We start from the raw sequence: 18,040 nt of genomic DNA, 5'->3' as shown, positions 1-18,040 counted from the left end.
AATGTTTGCCTTTTGTAGTATAATGGTTTTGCATCTCAGAGTTCCTTTTAATGTGTTTGTGGTGAACTACATTATATCTCTCTGGGATGTTTTTTCATACCCTCAACTGGCTAACTTCATTTTAGAACTTTCAGTCAACTTTCGAACTTAAACTTCATTCGTTTGTTTTGAATCCCTGCAGTGCTTTTGGTAGTCTTTAATTTGCCTCCCTCAACGACCTTTTGCTACTTGCTCAGCATTATGAAGCTCAAGGGCTTCTCCAAAGATTCGGTCATATGCTTCCTTTATGGGCTCGTAAATCCATGTCTCGTGAATCCCTTTTGGATCTATATGAGCTTGCTGAATATACTTATTTTCCCTTTTATTATGCGGGACAGAAACCATTTCCTGCCCTCCATGTGTTGCGGATATTGAAAACGACATTTTTTATTCACCCAATCTATATTCGTTTACGAATATAGTATGTCAGAATCTCTCCACCAAAAATAATAGTAAAACAAAAGTAATATACACGCAATAGCCTTACGGCTTTGCTTCCCCCAGTCTTGCTTATAAATCGTCAAGCGATTTACTCACTGCGCCCCTCGCCCCAATAGCGAGCAACATTGGCTAATCGCAAACCAAAAAAGCAGGTTCAACACCTGCTTAATGCTATTCACAACTCAACTATGCTATTATGGGCACAACACAGTCAATCATCAATTAAATCATTTAAAAAATTATATGCAATAAAAATATCTCAGTCAAAACATTCCAATCATACAAACTCAACGCTTCCTCCTTTCCTAGCCTGATATTCCATTACTTTCAATAAAAAAACTCCCAACAGTAAGAAACAACATCCCAAAAATATTTCTTGGAGCAACAAGTTACCATTTAAGCTTAAAGATTGCCCCTCTATCAACCCTTGTGCTACTCTAATCGAACGGGTAAGAGGTAATAGATTGGAAAAGAATTGTAAAACAGGAGGGAGTTTTGATATAGAAAAGTTAGCTCCTGTGAAAATAAGTAAAATACGACTCACTAAGTTTAGAACTAAATTCGTTTCACTCGTTACCAAGATAAAACAAGCAAAAATATAGCCAAAACTCATCGAAACAAAGACAGCAACTAATAGCACAACAACAAAAGAAAACATTAAATTCACATTCCAATGAATATTCAGTAAAAAGCTAATAAAAGTCAAACCAATTACTACTGAAATAAAACTGGATAACATTGCACTGATAGTACTTGACATGAAAACAGAACCCAGTCGTGTTCGGGAAGCCATTAAAAGACTTAAAGTTCCATGATACTTTTCCACCATAATTTGAGTCCCTACACCGAATAAAGCATTAAAAGAAGCCATCAGCAAGGTATTCCCAATCATCCATTTTTTTAAATAGTCAGGTCCGTAACTATAATAAGCAACTAAAGAAAAAAATAAAGTTTGAGAAATCGGCGGAATTAAGTCAAATAAAATGTAGGTTTTCCAGTCCGATAATAAAGACTCTTGTTTGTAAGAAAAAAGAATTCTCCTAAAAAAACGACTTACAAATTCCATTTAGTACACCTCCAGACTAGCATCTATGCGACAACGTTTTTCAATTTTAACAAAAGAAAAATAAGCGAGTCCAAAATTTATCATAGTTAGACCGCATAAAATAAAGGCAACATGCAAATAGTCTCTCAGACTTCCTCCATAAACAATAAGTTTAAAACCTTTCATTACCCAAGTTGGAGAAAAACAGAGTCCTAACCATTGAAAGGGCTCCCATAATATATGAGAAGGAAAAACCATGCCTGTGATCAACAATAATGGATATTCCACCGTATTCATTAATAATTGAGCGAGCCTTGATAGAGTAAATGCTGAGCACATTAACAATCCTAAACTTACAAATGTTAGCACTGATAAAATAACAAACAGAATAAGTGCAATAATATTGCTAACGACTAGTGTCCGACCAAATAAGAATACAACGAATAGAATGTTTAAAACAAAAGAAATTAATCCCCATAGACTGTTTCCTAAAAGTTTTCCAAAAATAATTTTTCGAAATCCAGCAGGGGCTATAAATAATACTGGCAAAGTACCTAAATATTTTTCACGGTTAATGTCACCTGCAGAAGAAAAACAGATAATTGTCCAAAAAGACGATAACGCTGTCCCTAAGATTGCATATAAGGTAAATTCAGCATCAGATTTATCGGTATATATCATTCCTAATAAAAAGGCGTTACATAATGGATTTAAAAAAATACAGTATCGGAACATACTTCTTGCAAATGCCTGCTTCATATGAACTAAAGCACTTGAAAATATAACTTTCATCCTAACTCCTTTCAACTAAGGTAACATAGATATCTTCTAAAGTAACTTCTAATTGGCTCTGCCTTCTTAACTTTTCAGCTAGAATAGCTTCTTTCTCTGAATCAGTCACAAAATTTGCTAATTCTGTTAATGTCCCACACGTCAATAGTTTTCCTTTGTTCAAAATAGCAATACGATCACATAGTTCTTCAGCTTCAGCCATATAATGAGTTGTCAATAAGATTGTCTTTCCTTTAGCTGCTAACTCTTTGATTAACTTTCTAAGCTCCAAAGCCCCTACAGGGTCTAAACCAATACTAGGCTCATCTAAAAAAATAATCTCAGGATCATTTAATAGAGCTCTAGCGATTTGAAGTCGTTGCTTCATCCCTTTAGAAAAGGTTTCAACACGTCTTTTACCAACATCACCAAGTCCAACTAATTCTAAAAGTTGAGGTACCTTTATCAGTTGTTCTTCATGTGAAATCTTATATAAATCAGCAAAATAGTACAGATTGTCTTCAGCAGTTAACCTAAAGTATAAACTTCGCTCTCCTCCAAACACAAAATTAATACATTCTCTAATCTTCGATTCATCCTTTGTCACATCGTAACCCAAAATAGTGACTTCACCACAAGTTGGAAGAAGCATCGTGGATAAAATTTTAATAGTCGTGGATTTTCCAGCACCATTTTGTCCCAATAATCCAAAAATTTCTCCCTTCTTAACTTCAAATGAAATATCTTTCAACGCTTCAACAACATTATCATTCCTTTTTAATAGATGAGAAGAATTTCCATAATGCCTTATTAAATTCTTTATTCGGATAACAGTTTCCATTTTCACCCCCTTTGTTCCATTTATATCTAATTAGATTATAGTCGAACAAAAATAAAAAGTCAATAGAAAAAAGCTGGAGTTCTTCCAGCCCTTTTTCAGTATAAATGTTAATTATCATCAAGTGATAAATCTTTAGATAGTTTTTTAAAAAGACGTGCTATGTTTTTCTTAGAAAGACTGTAATACTTAGCTGTCTTAACCGGTTCCTCCATCACCAATCCACTCTGCTTTAATGAAACCATATGATGAGAAATTGTAGATGGAGCAAGATTGAGAGCTTTAACTATTTCATTACCTTTCAATGGTCCTCTCTGAGATAATAAGGTTAGAATGCGGTATCTTGTCTCATCAGAAAGAACTCTTAAATTTTCGACGATTTGTTTAGGAGTTTGTTCGTCACTTTTCAGTTGATAAAAAAGAATTTGTTTTGCATCTTTTGTTCCATTCTCATCAAATAACCTTAAAGCTTGAAATGGCATAGATACAGTCGGAACGAAGTATGTTACCTCATAGGGGCCTCGATTACGGAAGGATTTCCCCATCAATTCCTCCGATAAAGTTAGTACATCTGTCACTTTCAACCGATCCTCAAGAAAATGTTTAAATTCTACAAATAATTTCGGTTGGAAGCTTTTAAAATCCTCTACCTTACGATTTCTTAATTCTTTAGCTAACGACATAAACTCATTAATATATTTGTCACTATCTCGAACAAAAGATACAAAACCTAAATAACTAGTACAGTACTCCTCAACTTTTTCATAAAGTTCCTGTAAAGAAAAGTCATCAGTCATTGCTTTTTTTATAGTTTCTATTTCAACAGAAGATAGTCCTGACCATTCCCCTATTTGCCATACTCTTTCTTCTTTAGATAAAGATAATATAGTCTTTTCATACATCTCAAGAGTTAATGATTCATTTATCATATTTACTAAGAAGTTTAAAAGGAATGCACCAGTAAAATCTTTAACACAATGGAAAGTTTCAAAAACCAAACGGTACTTTTTCTTCCAGACCGACCACTGCTCTACACTATAAAAATCACGTGTAGTAATATCTTCTTGTTTCACACTAATTACGGAAAAGGCACTAATAAGAGCATCTATATCGACGGAGTAGATGTATTTAGCATCTTCTGCTAGACATTTAAATTCTTTCAAAATGTTTCTCCCTTACACACGAAACAATTCGTACATTCATTACTTAATTTAGTTATTGCTATGCTCTAAATAATAGAGTTTTTATAATTCTGTTTAAGTTAGATAAGAACAACACTTGATTTACGACTAGAACATTCCAAACCATTCGAAAGCATCTCTAATAGCCGCTTCTTTCTCAGGTGGACAAACTGGAATCTTTTGTTTTTCTTTTTTTGATAGATTATAGTTTTTGCGCTCAACAATGCCAATTTTACGCTTGATTTGAGCAATATAAAGCGTTGAGACTTTTAACCTATGTTTCTTTAGAGTATAATCTTTAATTTCTTGATAGGTAGTATCTTTCTTGAAAGTAATTTGCTTGATATCTTCCTCATCAATTTCAAGATTAATATCATGGTCGATATTAAGCTTGGACAACTTAACAACCGCTTCGGTCCTTGCGGTATGCGGGAGTTCAAAAGGTCTGGTGCTGAGACCTTTTGAAGTGGGAAATAGAACTGACGTAGTCAGTGTCAAAGAGTCCGGGGGACGTTTTCAGCCTGAGCCTAACAATATAAAAGGGAAAGGACTATTTGCGTTGTAATTTCACTACAGCCTCGGTCCTTGCTGTATGCGGAAACATATCAACTGACTGGATATACTCCACCTGATAGGCCTTGGTTAGGCGGACCAGGTCACGCGCCAGGGTTGAGACATTGCAGGACACATAGACCATCTTTTCAGGAGCAAAATCCAAGATGGTGTCTAAGAGCTTGTCGTCCAGCCCTGTCCGAGGCGGGTCAACCACCAAGGCAGTCGCACGATAGCCTTCTCTGTACCATTTGGGAATGATGTCTTCTGCCTTACCAGCTTCATAGTAGGTATTGGTAAAACCCATGGCAACAGCATTTTTCTGAGCATCTTCAATGGCTTCAGGGATAATATCCATACCACGCACACTCCGTACCTTGCCTGCAAAGGCAAAACCGATGGTCCCCACACCACAGTAGGCGTCAATCAGGTCGTCATCAGGTGTCACATCCAGGGCCTTAACAGCCTCTCCGTAGAGAGCATTGGTCTGTTGGGGATTAAGCTGGTAAAAGGCACGTGGTGACAGGGCAAAGCCATAGTCTAAGACTTCCTCGGAAATTGCTTCCTGCCCCCAGATAATCTCGGTCTTATCCCCATAAATATCACTGGACTTGCTAGTATTGAGGTTGACAGCAACTGTCTTGATCTCCGGATAAGTCTTTGTGAGCTCTGAAATCAGTCCTGACAAACGGACTTCTCGACTGGTAATAAAAATCATCTGGACCTGGTCGGTTGCGACCGCCCGGCGTACCATGACCGTCCGTACCCCAGCGATCTTTCGTTCGTTGTAAATGGGAATCTTGTGCTTGTCCAAGAGCTTGACCGTGGTGTTGATAATGTCCTGGGTCAGCTTGTCCTGGACAAGACAATCCTGAATTTCAATCAAGCGATGAGAGCCTTCTGCGTAGAGCCCAGCTTTGACAGAGCCACCAAAGGAGCGAGTCTGAAACTGCAATTTAGCCCGGTAGTGAACCGGCTTGTCCATACCAATAGTCGGGCGAATCTCATAGTCTTCATAGCCTGCCGGTTGGAATTTTTTCAGGGCTTGTCTGAGGACATCGGCCTTGTACTCCAACTGCTTGTCATAACGCAGGTGCATAATCTGGCAACCACCACAGGCCTCATAGATAGGACAAGCCGGCTGAACCCGAAACTTAGAAGGCTTGTTGATAGTAACAATCCGTGCCTCGACAAAGTTCTTCTGCACCTTGGTCGCCTGGCAATAGACCTCTTCGCCTTTTAAAGCCCCAGGTACAAAGACCAAGGTTTTCTTGTAAAAGCCGATGCCTTCGCCATTGATCCCCATTCGCTTAATTTTTAAAGGGAATTTTTGCTTTTCTTTTAGTAACATGAGTCTATTGTACCATTTCACACCTAAAAATAGTGCTGAAACATGCTATAATACAGATAAGGAGCACAAGATGACCAACCATGACCTACAAAACTTACCCCAGCAATTACAGCTGCTGCTAGATAATCAAGTCATTCAAGATACCAGTGGGCACTCAGGGGCACAGGTATTGAAAATCGGCGATGACTTTTTCCTAAAAATAGACCAAAAACAGGCTCTGCAGGGAGAAACCTATCTGACAAACTGGTTTTACCTCCAAGGCCTTAGTGTGGAAGTTGTAGACTATATCTCCACTGACCGCGATTATTTAGTGACACGAGCCGCCAAAGGCCAACCAGCTCACACCTTCCTTGATAACCCAAAGGCTGTCTGTCAAACACTGGCAACCACACTCAGACAGCTGCACGATACATCCCTTGACAACGTTCCCCTCCCAAACCGCCTTAACACCTATCTAAAAACAGCTCAAGAAAATGCTGAGAGAGGAAGTTTTTACGAAAAGGCGCTCTTGCCAGATTTTGGAATAACTAGCCGTGAGGAGGCATGTGCATTGATGACAAAACAAGCCCATCTGCTAACAGCCGATACGTTCATTCACGGAGATTACTGCTTGCCGAACATCCTCTTAACCAACGAACAAACCGTTTCCGCACTAATAGATGTAGGCTTAGCAGGCATTTCGGACCGTCATGTTGACCTCTTTTGGGCTGTTTGGTCACTCCATTACAATACCGGCACAGACCAATACGGAGATTATTTCTTAGATTGCTATGGAAGAGAAACGGTTGAGGAGGAAAAGCTACGACTCATTGCTGCTATTGAAGCCTTTGGATAGAAAGGGAGCCTTATGAAAATCACCACACTCGAAAAGAAAAAACGCCTCTATCTGATGGAAATCGAGGAGACGGACAAACTCTACATCACAGAAGATACGATTGTTAAATTCATGCTGACCAAGGGCAAATCTCTCACATCTGAGGAACTGGCAGACATCAAAATATTTGCTCAATTGTCCTATGGAAAAGACTTGGCCCTCTACCACCTCTCCTTCAAGCAACGGACCTGCAAGGAAGTTATCGACTACCTCCACAAGCATGAGATTGATGAAGCCATCATTCCCAAAATCATCTCCCAGCTCCAGGCAGACAAGTGGTTGGACGACAAGCGTTATGCTCAGCAATTCATCCAAAGCAACCAAACGACAGGCGACAAAGGGCCCTTTGTGCTCAAGCAAAAACTTCTGCAAAAGGGAATTCCTGCGACGACTATCGAATCTGCCCTTGAAGATGAGGACTTTAGTCAACTGGTGGAAAAGGTTGCTAGCAAGCTCTATCGCAAGTACGCCAATAAACTGACGGAACGTGCCCTTCGTGACAAACTATTGCAGTCTCTCCTGACCAAGGGCTTCTCCTCCCAGCTGGCCAAGGCTGGCATAGATGCTCTTGAGTTTGACGACGATGAAGACCAGGAATTAGCTCTACTAGAAAAAGAATTGGACAAACTTTACCGTAAATACAGTAAAAAATATGAGGGCTACGATCTCAAACAACGGCTCTATCAGGGGCTTTACCGCAAGGGTTTTTCATCCGATATGATAAACCAGAGTCTCCGCGACTATCTTTAGACTGATAAAAGGTGCAATTTTCTAAATTTTGTGATAAACTGTATAGGATAAATTTAATTGTAGAAAGTGAATCCTCATGAAATTACCCAAAGAAGGAGACTTTATTACAATTCAAAGTTATAAGCATAACGGCAAATTGCACCGAACTTGGCGCGATACCATGGTATTAAAAACAACTGAAAATGCTCTTATCGGCGTTAATGACCATACTCTGGTGACTGAGAGCGATGGTAGACGATGGGTGACACGAGAACCGGCAGTCGTCTATTTTCATAAGAAATACTGGTTTAACATTGTTGCGATGATCCGTGACACAGGTGTGTCCTACTACTGCAACCTTGCAAGCCCCTATCTCATGGATGAAGAAGCTCTTAAATACATCGACTATGATTTGGATATCAAGGTTTTCCCTGATGGAGAGAAACGTCTCCTCGATGTCGATGAATACGAGACCCATAAAAAATCCATGAATTATGGTCCGGATTTGGATTTCATCATCAAAGAAAACGTTAAAATCCTTGTCGATTGGATTAACACCGAGAAAGGGCCGTTTTCGCAGGCTTTTATAGATATCTGGCACAACCGCTATCTTGAACTTAAGAATCGTTAAAGTCTCAAATTGGTAAACCATCTGTCTAACAGGTGGTTTATTTTTTATGAAGTAAATCAAAAACAGACCAACTCTTGTCAGCCTGCTCAATATGCTTTTTAAAATTGATTCACCAAATACTGGAAAAATGATCGGTGTTGTTCGCAATGTCCAATCAAAAACTCAGGATGCCATTGAAAGCCGATAATAGCATGGCCATCTTTACCTTCAACTGCCTCAATCGTTCCATCACGAGGATCACGCGCCGTTACTTCAAGCCCTGGAGCCAGGTCCTTGACACTCTGGCGATGGTAGGAGTTGACAGAATTACCATCCTTGAAAAAGCGACTGACGGTACTGTCAGGTTTGACTTCTAGCGAATGCGACGTCAAGTCCTCATAGCTCTGCCAATGTTTCGTCACAGCCTGATTAAGAGTGCCTCCAAGAGCAACATTGACCAACTGCATGCCACGGCAGACTGCAAAGATTGGCTTGTGTTGCTTGAGGGCCTCGCGAATGAGGGCCAATTCAAACTCATCCCGCTCCAAGTGATAGTCATCAGAATCGATGGATTTTTCTTCTCCATAAAAACTCGGATCCACATTTTGCCCACCGGACAAGATGAGCTTGTCGATCATTTCAACATAGTCCTTGGCCAGGGCAGGATCGCTAACAGGAATGACAATTGGCAGACCACCAGCCTCCTTGACGCAATCCGACAGACCGCGGGGAACCGCATCATAAATCCAGCCTGAATCTGCCGGCATCTCTTTGATATTACCAGAAATTCCAATCTTTACCTTAGCCATGTGCCACCCTCACTTCCTGTCAAATCTAGTATCCCTATCTTATCACGCTAAGGCAGTCGCGTCCAATACAGATTGTCTATCACAGGGTTAGGATTTTTTTATCACGGAAAAATAGCAGAGCAGTCTCACACAAGTGTAGTCTGAAAAACCTGCCATAGATGACTTTTTCAGATATCAGATTCCTGCCTATCTTCAAAGTAGTCAAAAAGGACCATGAAAGTCCTTTTTAATGTTTTATACTCGTTCAAAACCTCAATAGACAAGGCAGGCTAACATATCCAAAAGAGAATTAAATATAGAAAACGAACGACGTATCCTTTTGATTTTGGAAGATTGTCAAGGCAAGCAAAAAGGACCATGGAAGTCCTTTTTAGCTTGTTCTAAATTTTTTCGTAGGCGTAGCTAATCGTATAAGTTCGTTCTTGACCTTTTGGCAAGACGATGTCCGCAAATTCTGGATGGTTAATAGCATCAGGTGGGAATTGGGCTTCCAAGGCCACTCCTTCGTGCTTGGTGCCTGGTTTTCCATGATCACGGTTAAAATAGGCTTGGTCATCAGGGAAATTCAAGCTATAGACAACCAGGGCATTCCGGTCAGAAAATATAGACACTTGGTCGCCTGAGGCTTCATCTAGAAGAACGGCAATCGGTTCATCCGCTCTGCTATTGACCAAAAAGGTATCATCAATCCCACCAGTCGCCTCAATAGCAGGGACCAGAGGTGCGCCCGCTCGAAAATCATAAGGCGTATCTGTGACATCGCAATATTGGCCCGATGGAATGAGGAATTCATCGACCGCTAAAATGGCATCAGCTGCCACTGTAAATCGATGCGTCGCCAAATCCTGACCGTTACTGAGGTTAAAATAGACATGGTTGGTCGGATTAAAGAGCGTATCTTCTGTCGCTTCAGCTCCCTTGTAAGTAACCGTTAACTGATTGGCATTGTCCAGCGTATAAGTCGCCGTAACCGTCATATCTCCCGGGAAACCATCTAGTTCCTGGCGAGCCTGGTAAGTAAAGACAACACCAACTCGATCAGGTGCTTCCAGAGTCTCAAAGTCCCAATTTTGCAAATGCAGTCCACCAGGCCCCCCATGGAGGGTATTGCCATTATTATTAGTTGGCAGTTGGTAGCTAAGGCCACTAATCTCCGCATGCCCTTGACTAATCCGCCCTGCTACACGGCCAACAGACTGGCCTGCAGCCATCCCGCTCTTAAGGTAATCGCTGGGTGTCGCAAATCCGAGAACCAAGTCCTTTTGTCCTCCCTTACCATCTGGCACTAAAAATGTCTGCCAGGTCGCTCCAAGCGTCAAGAAACTTGCCTCCACTCCATGGTCATTGACCAAGGTAATCTGGTTATAGTCTTGCCCATCCAGCACTTCAATCACACGTGTTTTGATTTCCATAAGGTCACCTCATTTATGTTTCTAACTTCATTTTACCCCTAAATTTAAAAATTGTAAACGGTTAATATATGGATTTTTTAAATAGCGGAGCTACTTGACAACACTGTCAACCTTTTGTCAACCTCGCAAAGCTCTGCTATTTTTGATAAAATAAAATAAAAAAAGAAAAATGACCTAGCGTTAGGGCTTGCTTGTGACCCAAGGTCATGTAGTAAGATAGCATCGAAAGGAGGTGAAAGAAATGTCTCAATACACTACGGGTGAATTGGCCTCAGCTGCAAATGTCTCTGTGAGGACGGTACAATATTATGATAGCCGTGGGATTCTAATCCCTTCTGACTGGAGCGAGGGCGGCCGTCGTCTCTATTCGGAAGAAGACTTGAACAAGCTACGGATGATTTGCTACCTGCGGGAGCTGGATTTTTCCATTCCACAGATTAAGGAGATCATCCAAGACCAACACGCTGAGAGCACCCTGGCTAGTCTCTTGGATATCCATATCACTAGTCTCGAAACTGCCGCTAAACTGCAAGAAGAAAAAATCAAGCAATTGCAGTTCTTACGGAAAACCCTGCAGCAAGATACCAATTTCACTCTAAATCAACTACCTGACATTTCTCTAACCATGAAACACCAACTCACCTGGCGTCATTTTGCTGGCAAGCAAGTCTTGAAATTGCTGCTTGTTGTCACTGTCTTTCTCAGCATGATCTGGATAGCCAAAACCAAGGAAATGTCTTGGCTGGCTTGGCCCGCAGCGATCCTCTATCTGGGAGGCCTAGGTTATTTAATCTGGAATTACTACCAGCAGGTACTCTATCTCTGTCCAGTCTGCCATAAGACTTTCAAGCCTGAGCCGAAAGCATTTCTGCTAGCTAGACACACTCCACGAACTCGTAAACTCCCTTGTCCGCACTGCCAGCACACCAGTTACTGTGTGGAAGTGGTTGAGAATTCCACTAAACATTAGAACCGGGAGGAAAATGGATGTTCACGTCGTATAAACCCGCATTGAAGTTTGTTTTGTTGTTGTCACCGCTATCTATACTTGGGAAAATATGAGTGTTGAAAATAGAAATTTGTTGCTTTCAAAATTACCCTCACTACCAGCATATTATGCCATTGTGACATTGCAAACTCTATTATACGCGATTGTTTTAGGCTTCCTTGGCTATCTAGTAGCACAAAAAATTGGACTCATGAGAGGTTTTACAGTAAAAAAACAGCTTTAAAAGCCACTGTAGTCATCGCAGTAGGAACTGGTTGTATCCTTAGTTTAGATAAACTATTATTTGGACATATATCTCAGATTTCTCAAACCTATAACAACAAGCCCTCACTGGCATCATGGGTATCCTCAATCACTTATGGTGGCGTCGTCGAAGAAATCATGATGCGATTATTCATCATGTCCTTGCTCTCCTGGATTGTTTGGAAACTGTTCTTTCGGAATTCAAAAACAATTCCAAACAAACTGCTGATTGTGAGCAATATCCTGACTGCCTTGCTGTTTGCTACTGGACACCTCCCAGCAACTATACTGATATTCGGAGCATTAACACCTCTTCTTGTATTCCGCTGTTTTTTCTTAAACGGAATCGGCTACTGGATTTGGAACTATTATCAACAGATTAGCTATATCTGCCCTCTCTGCAAAGAAACCTTCAAACCGAACTTCAAAACCTTTTTCTTTGCAAGACACACCCCTCGCACCCGCAAGCTGACCTGCCCACATTGCCACCAAACCAACTATTGTATCGAAGTCGTTGAAGAAAGATAAACAAACCATCCACCTGATCAGGTGGATGGTTATTTTCCTTTATCAATTTACTAGGTATCGCTACTCCTTGGCATACCTGACAGCACATTGACCGCATTGCTTCCGCTGATAGATTTTAGCAATACGGACTTCCCACTCGTAACCACAATTGACACAGGAAAAGCGCCCTTGGTCAGGTTTATCTGGCAATAACCCTAAAAAAGAAATATTTTGCAAAGTCTCATCCATTTTATCTTGGATGGCTTTTTCTTCTGGGGAAAGAGAGCTGTAAACTTCTTTGGCCTTTTTCCTTCTCAACTTAGCAGTATTGGGTGTTTCTACAAACCCCATAAACCTATAGATAGATAAGGAATGAGGAAGAGGGGTAAACTCACTAAGAGCGGCCCACCAGAGAAAGAGAGAGAGCAAAATTAGAATGTAATTAGGCAACTGTCCTCCTCGCGAACTGACCGTGTACCAAATAATCGCTCCTTTTGCTACAATCGTATCTCTAATAATCACATAAGGAAAGATAAACCAACACACAATAACCACAGGGATTATAATCACAATGCCAAATAAATTTTCTAAAAAAACTTTCGTCTTTTCCTTTAAGGAAGTTGGTCTCTGTTTCATTTCAGCCTTTCCTCTTGTCTATTATTTGGTCACAATATTGACCAGCTTATTCGGAACCGCAATCACCTTCACTACGGTTTGTCCAGCGATTTCGGCTTGGACCTTTTCGTCGGCTAGGGCTACAGCTTGCAGTTCTTCTTGGCTGAGGTCTTTGGCTACGATCAAGCGAGCTTTCACCTTGCCCTTGATTTGGACAACGATTTCGACTTCGGCTTCGACCAGCTTGCTAGCGTCATAGGTTGGCCATGCCACATAGGAAATACCGTCGGTGCTGCCAGTCTCACTTGCCCAGAGCTCTTCACCCAAGTGCGGGGCAAATGGTGCGATCAGCTGGATAAAGCCTTTGGCGTAATCCACAAAGAGAGATTCTTCTTTGTTGGCTGCGTTGACGAAAATCATGAGCTGGGCAATGGCGGTGTTGAACTTGAGCTCTTCGATGTGCTCGGTCACCGTTTTAACGGTTTCATGGTAGACCTTGTCCAAAGCTCCGCTATTTTCCGCCACAATGTCCTTAGTTGTAATCAAACGGTAGACGCGGTCCAAGAACTTACGTGAGCCTTCGAGGCCTTCTTCAGACCAGGCGATTGAGGCATCGAGCGGCCCCATGAACATCTCGTAAACCCGCAGGGTGTCGGCACCGTACTGGTTGACCACATCGTCAGGGTTGACTACGTTTTTAAGAGACTTAGACATCTTGGCAGGGGCTTGTTCCAGCTCCTCTCCCGTCTCGATGTGGAAGAAACTGCCGTCGCGTTTTTCCACTTTATCCGTCGCAACCAGCGCCCCACGGTCATCGCGGTAGCTAGTTCCCAAAATCATCCCTTGGTTGAAGAGTTTTTGGAAAGGTTCCTTGGTCGGCACCACGCCGATGTCATAAAGGAACTTGTGCCAGAAGCGGGCATAGAGGAGGTGAAGCACGGCATGCTCCGCACCACCGATGTAGATATCCACTGGTAACCAAGCCTTGAGCAGGTCTTCGTCAGCCAATTTGTCATTGTTTTTCGGATCGATGTAACGCAGGTAGTACCAGCTAGAACCCGCCCACTGGGGCATGGTGTTGGTTTCCCGACGACCCTTGACACCATCTTCGCGGGTCACAGTCAGCCAGTCCGTCAGGTTAGCCAGCGGGCTTTCTCCTGTTCCTGAAGGACGAATGTCCTTGGTCACTGGAAGGACCAGCGGAAGTTCATTTTCTGGAACTGCAGTTGACGTGCCATCTTCCCAATGGATAATCGGAATTGGCTCACCCCAATAACGCTGACGGCTGAAGAGCCAGTCGCGGAGACGGTAGGTGATTTTCTCGTTGCCGACACCATTTTCTTCCAACCAAGCGACCATCTTAGCAATGGCGTCAGCCTTGTCCAGACCGTTGAGGAAGTCAGAATTGATGTGGAGGCCGTCTTCAGTGTAGGCTGCAGCTTCTACGTCGCCACCTTCAAGGACAGGAAGGATGGGCAGGTCAAACTGCTTAGCAAATTCCCAGTCGCGTTCGTCGTGGGCAGGTACAGCCATGATGGCACCTGTTCCGTAGCTTGCCAAGACATAGTCTGCAATCCAGATTGGAATTTCCTTGCCGTTGACAGGGTTGATGGCGTAGGCACCAGTCCAAACACCTGTCTTTTCCTTGGCTAGGTCGGTCCGGGCCAAATCAGATTTGAGACTGGCTTGATGCTTGTAGTCGGCTACTGCTTGCGCTTGGTCGGCTGTCGTGATGGTATCGACCAAGGCATGCTCTGGCGCCAAAACAGCGTAGGTCGCCCCAAACAAGGTATCCGGACGAGTCGTAAAGACAGTAAAATCCAGATCGGTGTCCTTAATCTTAAAAGTCACATTGGCACCGGTTGACTTGCCAATCCAGTTGCGTTGCATATCCTTGATGGATTCTGGCCAGTCCACTTCCTCCAGGTCATTGAGGAGACGTTCAGCGTAGGCTGTAATTTTCAGCATCCATTGGCGCATAGGCTTGCGGACAACAGGATAGCCACCACGCTCAGACGTTCCATCTGGCAGCACTTCTTCATTGGCAATAGCGGTGCCCAGTTCTTCTACCCAGTTAACAGGCACTTCTGCTTCGTAGGCCAAGCCTTTTTCGTAGAGCTTAGTGAAAATCCACTGGGTCCACTTGTAGTAGTTTGGATCGGTTGTGTTGATTTCACGGTCCCAGTCGTAGGAAAAGCCAAGGGCGTTGATCTGGCGTTTGAAGGTCGCGATGTTTTGTGCTGTAAACTCAGCAGGGTCATTCCCTGTATCCATGGCGTATTGCTCTGCTGGCAAACCAAAAGCGTCCCAGCCCATCGGGTGCAAGACGTTGTAGCCAGCTGCCCGTTTGTAGCGGCTGAGAATGTCTGTCGCCGTGTAGCCTTCTGGATGTCCTACGTGAAGACCCGCTCCTGATGGATAAGGGAACATGTCCAAAGCGTAGAAGTTTGGCTTGCTGCTGTCTGTCCCTGTTTTAAAGGTGTGATTTTCTGCCCAGTAGCCCTGCCACTTGGGTTCAATTTCTCTGTGGTTGTAAGTTGCCATATCTCTCTCCAATAATAGAATGAATATTCTTTTTATTATACCATGTTTTGGTGGAATTGGGGAGGATTTTGATAACGGAGATTTTATAAGGGGAAAGTTTGTGATTTTTTTATTTTTCTTTTGCATTGTTTGATAGTTTGATTTATAATATATTATTGAAAGCGCATTCAAGATTATAATAAAAGGAGTATTGCCATGATGACTATACGAAACAATGACTTTACAGATGTCGTTCTCAACCGCCATTCTGTCCGCTACTTTGACACAGAAGCTAAAATCAGCCGAGAAGAATTGACTGAGATGATACAGCAAACAATCCTAGCCCCTTCAGCCTGCAACCTGCAACCTTGGAAATTTGTCATTATCGATACAGAAGAAGGCAAAGAAAAGCTGCGCTCCTTCTTTTTACAGTTTAACCTGCCACAAGTAGACACCGCAGCAGCTATCGTCTTTATCTTTGGAGACACCAACGCTTACAAGTCCTATCGTGATGTTTGGAATAAGGCCGCTGAAGAAGGACGTATTTCTCCAGAAAAACGGGATGAAGTCTTACGAACCTTCTTGCCGCTCTATGAAGCTGCCTCCTATGAAGGACTGGTCACAGATGCGAAGATTGGCGGGTCATTGGCAGCCATGCAACTCATGTTAGTCGCTCGTGCGCACGGCTACGATACCAATGCCATTCAAGGTTATAACGCCAAGGTTGCAGCGGAAATACTTGGCCTCGACCCTGTCCGTTATGTACCAACCATGGCTATCGCTATCGGAAAAGAAGATGTTCTGAAAAACAAGGATACCGTCAAGACCACTCGCTACTCTGTTGATGACGTCACTACCTTTCTATAAATCAAAAAGATGTTGAGACTGCTATTTCTCAACATCTTTTTTATATTAGTGTCCTAATTGTCTTCTCTTGCTAAATAAGCCCTCAACTCTGGCAGCGCTGCTTCTGCATCCGCTACGCCGATGCCATAAATCTCGTCAAATTTATCAGAGTCTTTCTCCAGACGGCCGATAACCAGATTTTGGCTGGGGCGGATGGCAAAGAGTTCGCCCTGCATTTCCTGCTCTGCTATTTTTTCCACCGCCTTGTTGTAATGGAGGTAACGCTTGCTAGCGACCTCAACAAACTTGGGATACTTGCGGTAGGCCAGTTTGTAGGGAAGAGGGCTGGAGGCTTTTTTGCGGTAATCCAGCGGCCGGGTCAAGACGACAATCAGCTTGTCAAACCCCAGACTCTTAGCAAAGTCAATCGGAATGCTGTCAGACAGGCCGCCATCCAGGTATTTTTTGCCCTGCCATTCGACCACACGGGAAACCAGTGGCAGAGCGGAGCTGGCTCTGAGCAACTCCATCTCCTGGCGGACATCGGTAATGAGATGGTACTCGGCTTTCCCTGTCTCAATGTTGGTCGCAACCGAATAAAAGTCAACTGAGGATTCCTCAAAGGCCGCTTCATCAAAGACATCCAGCTCAAAGGGCACCTTGTAGTAGGTGAAGTCCTTGTTGACCATATTACCCGTCGTCAACCAAGAGCGAAAGCCCATGTAGTTAGGATCCTTGGCAAAGTGCTTGTTGTAGCGCAGGGCTCGGCCCTTTTGACCAGAAACATAGTTGACCCCAAAGAGGGCACCTGCAGACACTCCCACGATGCCATCCACCCGGATGTCCGCCTCCATAAAGGCGTCCAAGACTCCTGCTGTATAGAGGCCCCGCATGCCTCCACCTTCTAAAGCTAATCCGACTGTCATGTCCTACCTCGCAATCTCTACATTGTGGACTATTATAGCAAAAATCCCTTATTCATGTAAGCTTTTGAGCAGGTAAAAAGCCCGCCTTAGCGAGCTCAGCTTTTTATCTTAAAGTTCTGCGATTTGGTAGAGTTCCAATTCAGCCGCTGTTTCTGAACCAAACATGTTGATCATGATGCGGACCTTGTTGCCATCAATTTCAACGACACGCCCTTCTTGTCCCATGAAGGCACCGTCGATAATTTGAACCATATCACCAGGCTTGATGTTGGTATCAATAACATCGACTGTTTGTCCCATAGAAATCAAGATTTGACGGATTTCTTCTTCCAAGAGTGGTGTTGGCTTAGAACGGTTCCCGTGAGAGCCGACAAATCCCGTAACGTTAGGCGTGTTACGGACCACAAACCAAGCTTCATCGGTCATAACCATCTCAACCAAGACGTAACCTGGGAAGCGGTTCTCTTCAACTTCTTTAACTTCACCATTTTTCTCAACGTTTACCGTCTGTGTTGGGATTTCAACACGGAGGATATTTTCCAACATGTTATAGGTTTGAGCGCGTTGAAGGAGGTTCTCCTTAACCTTGTTTTCGTAACCAGAGTAGGTTTGCAGAACGAACCAGCCCTTGTCAAATGAATCTAGCATAGCAATGCTCCTTTTTTCTAAACTAAAAAACCCAAATTGGGCTTTTTTCTTATTTCCATTATAGCACAAAC

18 protein-coding genes are annotated in these 18,040 nt (G+C 42.8%); 6 read left to right on the top strand and 12 right to left on the bottom strand.

The genetic code is table 11. The annotated features are described in order from the left end of the window. Nucleotides 1-757: 757 nt before the first annotated feature. The 6 genes from ACFORF_RS00900 to rlmD all read right to left on the bottom strand — a co-directional run bounded on the left by ACFORF_RS00900 (nucleotide 758) and on the right by rlmD (nucleotide 6,218). A complete protein-coding gene (locus tag ACFORF_RS00900; protein ID WP_380424422.1) occupies nucleotides 758-1,546 on the bottom strand; it encodes an ABC transporter permease in 789 nt (262 codons plus the stop codon). Then, nucleotides 1,547-2,317: an ABC transporter permease gene (locus tag ACFORF_RS00895; RefSeq protein WP_380424420.1), complete on the bottom strand. Its 771-nt coding sequence runs from the start codon at nucleotides 2,315-2,317 to the stop codon at nucleotides 1,547-1,549. 1 nt (nucleotide 2,318) lies between these two features. Next, nucleotides 2,319-3,137 carry an ABC transporter ATP-binding protein gene (locus tag ACFORF_RS00890; protein WP_380424418.1) on the bottom strand — a complete coding sequence of 273 codons (819 nt, stop codon included), beginning with the start codon at nucleotides 3,135-3,137 and terminating at the stop codon, nucleotides 2,319-2,321. Nucleotides 3,138-3,244: 107 nt separating this feature from the next. Continuing rightward, nucleotides 3,245-4,297 carry an ArsR/SmtB family transcription factor gene (locus tag ACFORF_RS00885; protein ID WP_380424416.1) on the bottom strand — a complete coding sequence of 351 codons (1,053 nt, stop codon included), beginning with the start codon at nucleotides 4,295-4,297 and terminating at the stop codon, nucleotides 3,245-3,247. A 126-nt stretch (nucleotides 4,298-4,423) separates the two neighbouring features. Further along, a complete protein-coding gene (locus ACFORF_RS00880) occupies nucleotides 4,424-4,813 on the bottom strand; it encodes an RNA methyltransferase (RefSeq protein WP_380424414.1) in 390 nt (129 codons plus the stop codon). 52 nt (nucleotides 4,814-4,865) lie between these two features. Continuing rightward, nucleotides 4,866-6,218 carry a 23S rRNA (uracil(1939)-C(5))-methyltransferase RlmD gene (gene rlmD / locus ACFORF_RS00875; protein ID WP_380424412.1) on the bottom strand — a complete coding sequence of 451 codons (1,353 nt, stop codon included), beginning with the start codon at nucleotides 6,216-6,218 and terminating at the stop codon, nucleotides 4,866-4,868. A 70-nt stretch (nucleotides 6,219-6,288) separates the two neighbouring features. On the opposite strand from rlmD, the gene ACFORF_RS00870 reads away from it, so the two are divergent. From ACFORF_RS00870 to ntdP, 3 genes are all read left to right on the top strand, one after another. Beyond that, nucleotides 6,289-7,053, top strand: coding sequence for an aminoglycoside 3'-phosphotransferase (locus tag ACFORF_RS00870; RefSeq protein WP_380424410.1), 765 nt, complete (start codon nucleotides 6,289-6,291; stop codon nucleotides 7,051-7,053). A 12-nt stretch (nucleotides 7,054-7,065) separates the two neighbouring features. Continuing rightward, on the top strand, nucleotides 7,066-7,842 hold the full coding sequence (gene recX, locus ACFORF_RS00865) for a recombination regulator RecX (protein WP_380424408.1): 777 nt from the start codon (nucleotides 7,066-7,068) through the stop codon (nucleotides 7,840-7,842). Between the two features lie 76 nt (nucleotides 7,843-7,918). Continuing rightward, nucleotides 7,919-8,452, top strand: a complete 534-nt coding sequence (gene ntdP / locus ACFORF_RS00860) for a nucleoside tri-diphosphate phosphatase (RefSeq protein WP_380424406.1) — start codon at nucleotides 7,919-7,921, stop codon at nucleotides 8,450-8,452. A 98-nt stretch (nucleotides 8,453-8,550) separates the two neighbouring features. Here the strand turns inward: ntdP and ACFORF_RS00855 are convergent, their stop codons facing one another. Both ACFORF_RS00855 and ACFORF_RS00850 read right to left on the bottom strand, forming a co-directional pair. Then, nucleotides 8,551-9,240 carry a gamma-glutamyl-gamma-aminobutyrate hydrolase family protein gene (locus ACFORF_RS00855; RefSeq protein WP_380424404.1) on the bottom strand — a complete coding sequence of 230 codons (690 nt, stop codon included), beginning with the start codon at nucleotides 9,238-9,240 and terminating at the stop codon, nucleotides 8,551-8,553. A gap of 380 nt (nucleotides 9,241-9,620) precedes the next feature. After that, nucleotides 9,621-10,652, bottom strand: coding sequence for an aldose epimerase family protein (locus tag ACFORF_RS00850; RefSeq protein WP_380424403.1), 1,032 nt, complete (start codon nucleotides 10,650-10,652; stop codon nucleotides 9,621-9,623). A gap of 241 nt (nucleotides 10,653-10,893) precedes the next feature. On the opposite strand from ACFORF_RS00850, the gene ACFORF_RS00845 reads away from it, so the two are divergent. Beyond that, nucleotides 10,894-11,622 carry a MerR family transcriptional regulator gene (locus tag ACFORF_RS00845; RefSeq protein ID WP_380424401.1) on the top strand — a complete coding sequence of 243 codons (729 nt, stop codon included), beginning with the start codon at nucleotides 10,894-10,896 and terminating at the stop codon, nucleotides 11,620-11,622. Nucleotides 11,623-11,745: 123 nt separating this feature from the next. After that, the gene (locus ACFORF_RS00840; protein ID WP_380424426.1) at nucleotides 11,746-12,432 is read left to right on the top strand and encodes a CPBP family glutamic-type intramembrane protease; all 687 of its coding nucleotides are present in this window, start codon (nucleotides 11,746-11,748) and stop codon (nucleotides 12,430-12,432) included. A 60-nt stretch (nucleotides 12,433-12,492) separates the two neighbouring features. On the opposite strand, the gene ACFORF_RS00835 is transcribed toward ACFORF_RS00840, so the two are convergent. Continuing rightward, a complete protein-coding gene (locus ACFORF_RS00835) occupies nucleotides 12,493-13,047 on the bottom strand; it encodes a hypothetical protein (protein ID WP_380424399.1) in 555 nt (184 codons plus the stop codon). 21 nt (nucleotides 13,048-13,068) lie between these two features. After that, nucleotides 13,069-15,570, bottom strand: a complete 2,502-nt coding sequence (gene leuS / locus ACFORF_RS00830) for a leucine--tRNA ligase (RefSeq protein ID WP_380424397.1) — start codon at nucleotides 15,568-15,570, stop codon at nucleotides 13,069-13,071. Between the two features lie 195 nt (nucleotides 15,571-15,765). Here leuS and ACFORF_RS00825 point away from each other — a divergent pair, with 195 nt between their 5' ends. Beyond that, complete coding sequence (locus ACFORF_RS00825) at nucleotides 15,766-16,416, top strand: nitroreductase family protein (RefSeq protein ID WP_380424396.1); 651 nt, start codon at nucleotides 15,766-15,768, stop codon at nucleotides 16,414-16,416. Between the two features lie 53 nt (nucleotides 16,417-16,469). On the opposite strand, the gene ACFORF_RS00820 is transcribed toward ACFORF_RS00825, so the two are convergent. After that, nucleotides 16,470-17,321, bottom strand: coding sequence for a patatin-like phospholipase family protein (locus ACFORF_RS00820; protein ID WP_380424394.1), 852 nt, complete (start codon nucleotides 17,319-17,321; stop codon nucleotides 16,470-16,472). Nucleotides 17,322-17,429: 108 nt separating this feature from the next. Beyond that, entirely contained in the window at nucleotides 17,430-17,969 is a 540-nt protein-coding gene (gene nusG, locus ACFORF_RS00815; protein ID WP_380424392.1) for a transcription termination/antitermination protein NusG, read from the bottom strand. Nucleotides 17,970-18,040 lie beyond the last annotated feature (71 nt).

The organism is Streptococcus caprae, assembly GCF_042649745.1.
Classification (GTDB): domain Bacteria; phylum Bacillota; class Bacilli; order Lactobacillales; family Streptococcaceae; genus Streptococcus; species Streptococcus caprae.
This window is presented reverse-complemented; position numbering and strand designations above follow the sequence as displayed.

Excerpts from the sequence above, each read along its gene's own strand:
- ACFORF_RS00900 (WP_380424422.1), bottom strand. The coding sequence starts at position 1,546 with ATGGAATTTGTAAGTCGTTTTTTTAGGAGAATTCTTTTTTCTTACAAA.
- ACFORF_RS00895 (WP_380424420.1), bottom strand. The coding sequence starts at position 2,317 with ATGAAAGTTATATTTTCAAGTGCTTTAGTTCATATGAAGCAGGCATTT.
- ACFORF_RS00890 (WP_380424418.1), bottom strand. The coding sequence starts at position 3,137 with ATGGAAACTGTTATCCGAATAAAGAATTTAATAAGGCATTATGGAAAT.
- rlmD (WP_380424412.1), bottom strand. The coding sequence starts at position 6,218 with ATGTTACTAAAAGAAAAGCAAAAATTCCCTTTAAAAATTAAGCGAATG.
- ACFORF_RS00870 (WP_380424410.1), top strand. The coding sequence starts at position 6,289 with ATGACCAACCATGACCTACAAAACTTACCCCAGCAATTACAGCTGCTG.
- recX (WP_380424408.1), top strand. The coding sequence starts at position 7,066 with ATGAAAATCACCACACTCGAAAAGAAAAAACGCCTCTATCTGATGGAA.
- ntdP (WP_380424406.1), top strand. The coding sequence starts at position 7,919 with ATGAAATTACCCAAAGAAGGAGACTTTATTACAATTCAAAGTTATAAG.
- ACFORF_RS00855 (WP_380424404.1), bottom strand. The coding sequence starts at position 9,240 with ATGGCTAAGGTAAAGATTGGAATTTCTGGTAATATCAAAGAGATGCCG.
- ACFORF_RS00850 (WP_380424403.1), bottom strand. The coding sequence starts at position 10,652 with ATGGAAATCAAAACACGTGTGATTGAAGTGCTGGATGGGCAAGACTAT.
- ACFORF_RS00845 (WP_380424401.1), top strand. The coding sequence starts at position 10,894 with ATGTCTCAATACACTACGGGTGAATTGGCCTCAGCTGCAAATGTCTCT.
- ACFORF_RS00835 (WP_380424399.1), bottom strand. The coding sequence starts at position 13,047 with ATGAAACAGAGACCAACTTCCTTAAAGGAAAAGACGAAAGTTTTTTTA.
- leuS (WP_380424397.1), bottom strand. The coding sequence starts at position 15,570 with ATGGCAACTTACAACCACAGAGAAATTGAACCCAAGTGGCAGGGCTAC.
- ACFORF_RS00825 (WP_380424396.1), top strand. The coding sequence starts at position 15,766 with ATGATGACTATACGAAACAATGACTTTACAGATGTCGTTCTCAACCGC.
- ACFORF_RS00820 (WP_380424394.1), bottom strand. The coding sequence starts at position 17,321 with ATGACAGTCGGATTAGCTTTAGAAGGTGGAGGCATGCGGGGCCTCTAT.
- nusG (WP_380424392.1), bottom strand. The coding sequence starts at position 17,969 with ATGCTAGATTCATTTGACAAGGGCTGGTTCGTTCTGCAAACCTACTCT.